3 protein-coding genes and 1 pseudogene are annotated in these 3,875 nt (G+C 56.8%); all 4 read right to left on the bottom strand.

Annotation, left to right across the window (positions count from 1 at the left end; translation table 11 throughout):
- Positions 1–503, bottom strand: a 503-nt coding sequence (locus Q0362_RS00675) for an aspartate-semialdehyde dehydrogenase (protein ID WP_298118649.1), incomplete at its 3' end; no start/stop codon positions are given.
- The gene (locus tag Q0362_RS00670; RefSeq protein ID WP_280795530.1) at positions 500–1,765 is read right to left on the bottom strand and encodes an aspartate kinase; all 1,266 of its coding nucleotides are present in this window, start codon (positions 1,763–1,765) and stop codon (positions 500–502) included. The genes Q0362_RS00675 and Q0362_RS00670, both read right to left, overlap by 4 nt.
- A 104-nt stretch (positions 1,766–1,869) precedes the next feature.
- A complete protein-coding gene (recR, locus tag Q0362_RS00665) occupies positions 1,870–2,466 on the bottom strand; it encodes a recombination mediator RecR (protein WP_280795529.1) in 597 nt (198 codons plus the stop codon).
- Between the two features lie 2 nt (positions 2,467–2,468).
- Positions 2,469–3,875, bottom strand: a pseudogene (locus Q0362_RS00660) (DNA polymerase III subunit gamma and tau); the annotation flags it as partial.

Raw genomic sequence — 3,875 nt, 5'->3', positions numbered from 1 at the left:
CCAGAACCAGACACTGCCTGGAAGGTGGTCACGGCCATGCGCTCAAGACCAGCCTCAGCGTGGAGAACCTTGAGTGCAGGCATTGCTGCCATGGTGGTGCAGTTGGGGTTCGCGATGATGCCCTTGACTGCCTGCTTGATGGCGTGAGGGTTGACCTCTGAGACCACGAGAGGAACCTCGGGGTCCATGCGCCATGCAGACGAGTTGTCGACAACAGTCACACCAGCGGCAGCGAAGCGAGGAGCCTGTGCCTTGGATGCCGTTGCACCTGCAGAGAAGAGGGCAACGTCGATGCCAGAAGGATCAGCGGTTTCTACGTCTTCCACAACAATGTCGTGACCGGCGAAAGGAAGAACAGAGCCTGCCGAACGAGCCGAGGCGAAGAAGCGGATGGACTTCACGGGGAAGTTACGCTCTTCGAGCAGACGACGCATGACCTTGCCAACCTGGCCGGTTGCACCAACCACGGCAATGTTGAGCCCCTCGGGGGCGATGACGGTCATCGGCCGGTTCCTGCGTAGACAACAGCCTCAACATCAGAGTCAAGACCGAAAGCGGTGTGCACCTTGCGTAGTGCTTCGTTGAGTTGGTCAGCACGCATGATGACAGAGATGCGAATCTCGGACGTAGAAATCATGTCGATGTTGACGCCTGCTTCAAACAGTGCGGTGAACAGTTGAGCTGAAACACCAGAGCTGGTGCGCATACCGGCACCGACCACGGAGAGCTTGCCAATGTTCTCATCCAGAGCCAGGTCGGAGAATCCGATGTCAGACTGTGCAGCCTTCAGTGCTGCCAGTGCGTCATCAGCCTCTGCGGTGGGCAAGGTGAAGGAGATATCAGTCTGACCGGAGCCGCCTGAAGAGACGTTCTGCACGATCATGTCGATGTTGATGTCTGCTGCTGCGACAACGGTGAAAATCTGTGCAGCCTTACCTGGAACGTCGGGAACACCGGCAACGGTGATCTTTGCTTCGCTCAGGTCCCCGGCAACACCGGTGATGATGGGCTCTTCCACTGTTTCTCCCTCCGTGGGGTTGTAGACAATTGTTCCCTCGTTCGAGACGAACGAGGAGCGCACGTGCAATGTCACACCGTGACGGCGTGCATATTCAGTTGCGCGAATGTTGAGAACCTTGGCACCGCTAGCTGCCAGCTCGAGCATTTCTTCGCTGGAAATGCGGTGAATCTTGGACGCGTTGGGAACAACGCGAGGGTCAGCGGTGAAGACGCCGTCCACGTCGGTGTAAATCTCGCAGACATCGGCATCCAAAGCGGCAGCAAGGGCAACAGCAGAGGTGTCAGAACCACCACGGCCGAGTGTGGTGATGTCGCCGGTAGAACGGTTGAAGCCTTGGAATCCCGCAACGATGACGATGTTGCCTTCTGCCACTGCTTCACGCAGGCGGCCAGGAGTGACCTCCACGATGCGCGCAGTACCGTGCTGAGCATCGGTGATCATGCCGGCCTGTGAACCGGTGAAAGATTTGGCGTCGTGGCCGAGGGAACGAACAGCCATGGCAACCAGTGCCATCGAGATGCGCTCACCTGCGGTGAGGAGCATGTCGAGCTCACGAGGTGCGTGATCGCTGGCAACCTCGTTAGCGAGGTCCATCAGTTCATCAGTGGTGTCACCCATGGCAGAAACAACGACAACAACGTCGTTTCCAGCCTCTTTGGTCTCGACAATGCGCTTGGCAACGCGCTTGATGCTCTCAGCATCTGCAACGGATGATCCGCCAAACTTCTGCACAATCAAGCTCACGGTTGAAAACTCCTGAAGGAATATGCTCGCGGCTACGGTTCTCACGAGCTGGAAACTCTATTCTACCGGCAGTTTTTAGGCGGTTTTGACCCCACCAATACCGTCTAAGAAACGGTGCGACGTCCTTCGAAAGCCCTGCCGAGCGTCACTTCGTCGGCGTATTCCAAATCTCCACCCACGGGCAGACCAGAAGCCAGGCGTGACACCTTGATTTCTAGGGTCTTGAGCAGGCGTGAAAGATAAGTTGCCGTTGCTTCACCCTCAAGGTTGGGGTCGGTCGCAATGATGACTTCCATCACGGTGCCATCTGCCAAACGCGTCATGAGCTGGCGAATGCGCAGGTCATCAGGACCAATGCCATCAATGGGGCTGATTGCTCCCCCGAGGACGTGATAGAGCCCACGGAATTCTCGGGTGCGCTCAATGGCGACAACATCCTTAGCTTCTTCCACCACACAGATGAAGGTGGGATCGCGGCGAGGATCACGGCAGATGCCGCAGGTGACTTCTTCGCTGACGTTGCCGCAGATCTCGCAGAACTTGACCTTCTCACGGACCTCTACAAGCACCGAAGACAAGCGTGAGACATCAAAAGACTCAGTCTGCAGAATGTGGAACGCAATACGTTGCGCAGACTTGGGTCCAATACCGGGAAGTCGACCCAGCTCATCAATGAGCTCCTGAACAATGCCGTCATACATGACTAGGCCTCGTCAGCAGGCTCAGCGGAAACAACAGCAATGGGTTCAGTAACTTCTTCTGCAATGAACTTTGCGTCAAGGAGCTCTCGAACAACTGCTTCCCCGTAGCGGGCATCTTCTTGTGCACTCTGCTCAGGAGTGAGCTTCTTGGCAGCAGGAGCGGCAGGTACTGGTTCTTCTGAAGCAATCACTACTTCTTCAACAACAGTCTCATCCTCAAGAACGGCGGGAGCTCCCCCACCAGGGATAGCCACAACATCCCAGCCATCATCTAAGGCGGGAGGTGCTGCCTCTTCGAAGGGTGGCTCCTCATCTAGATCAGCAGGTGGCTCTACGGGGAGTGGAGGTTCATCAGACTTGGCCACAGGTGCTGGCGTGGCAAACTCGCGAGGTGCATTAACTGGAGCAGACGGGGAAGCAACAGAACCAGTGTCAGTCATGCGATCAATAGGTGCAGTTGCACTGGAATCACTGGAGACCTTAAAGCTGACTCGAACACCCACGGTGTCGAGAATGGCTTGACGCAGAATCTCGTGCACACCACCGGGCACACCCTTCTGAGGGCGGAACGAAGCAGCATCTGCTTCATTACTGAAGACCAGAGTGAGAACCTCATCTTCGAGAGAACGCACCTGGGCAGAAACCACGACCAGCCACGCAGCGCGACTTGTCTTCTGAATCTTCTCCAGAACTGCAGGCCACACCTCAAGGAGTTCGCGGGTTCCCACAGGGCCAGTGGGAACAACGACCGCTGGCTCTTCTTTGACGGGTGCTTCCTTGACTGGCTCTGCCTGTGCGGCAGGAGCGGGAGCTTCAACCTTGGCAACTGGAGTAACAGGCGCAGCGGCAGCAGGTGCAGCAGCAGGCTTAGTGACAGGGGCAGCTGGAGCAACCGCTACCGAAGAAGCAGGTGCAACAGCAGGAGCACCACCAGTTGCACGAACCAACAGACGAGCAATCATGAGCTCAAGGTGAAGACGAGGAGAAGTGGCGCCCGTCATCTCGGTGAGTGAAGAGTTCACCACATCGGCAGCGCGTGAGAGCTCGGCCGAACCAAAGTTCTTGGCCTGGGACTGCATGCGTTCGAGTTCATCCGCCGGAATGCCACGAAGTACCGCATTAGCGTTGGCGCCAGTGGCAGCAACAAGAATGAGATCACGCAGGCGCTCAAGAAGGTCTTCAACAAATCGGCGAGGATCCTGACCGGTTTGAATGACACGGTCAACAGCAGCAAAGGCACCCGCTGAGTCGCCTGCGGCGAGCGCATCTACTGCTTCATCGAGCAGAGCACTGTGGGTGTAACCCAGGAGAGAAACAGCACGCTCATAAGTAACCGCGTCATTCTCTGAACCGGCAATGAGCTGGTCAAGCAGAGAAAGAGTGTCACGAGCAGATCCGCCGGCGCGAAC

This window comes from uncultured Aurantimicrobium sp. (genome assembly GCF_936931525.1).
In the GTDB taxonomy this organism is placed as follows: Bacteria; Actinomycetota; Actinomycetes; order Actinomycetales; family Microbacteriaceae; genus Aurantimicrobium.
Note: the sequence above shows the minus strand (reverse complement) of the source record. Positions and strands in the feature narration are given on the sequence as shown.

Excerpts from the sequence above, each read along its gene's own strand:
- recR (WP_280795529.1), bottom strand. The coding sequence starts at position 2,466 with ATGTATGACGGCATTGTTCAGGAGCTCATTGATGAGCTGGGTCGACTT.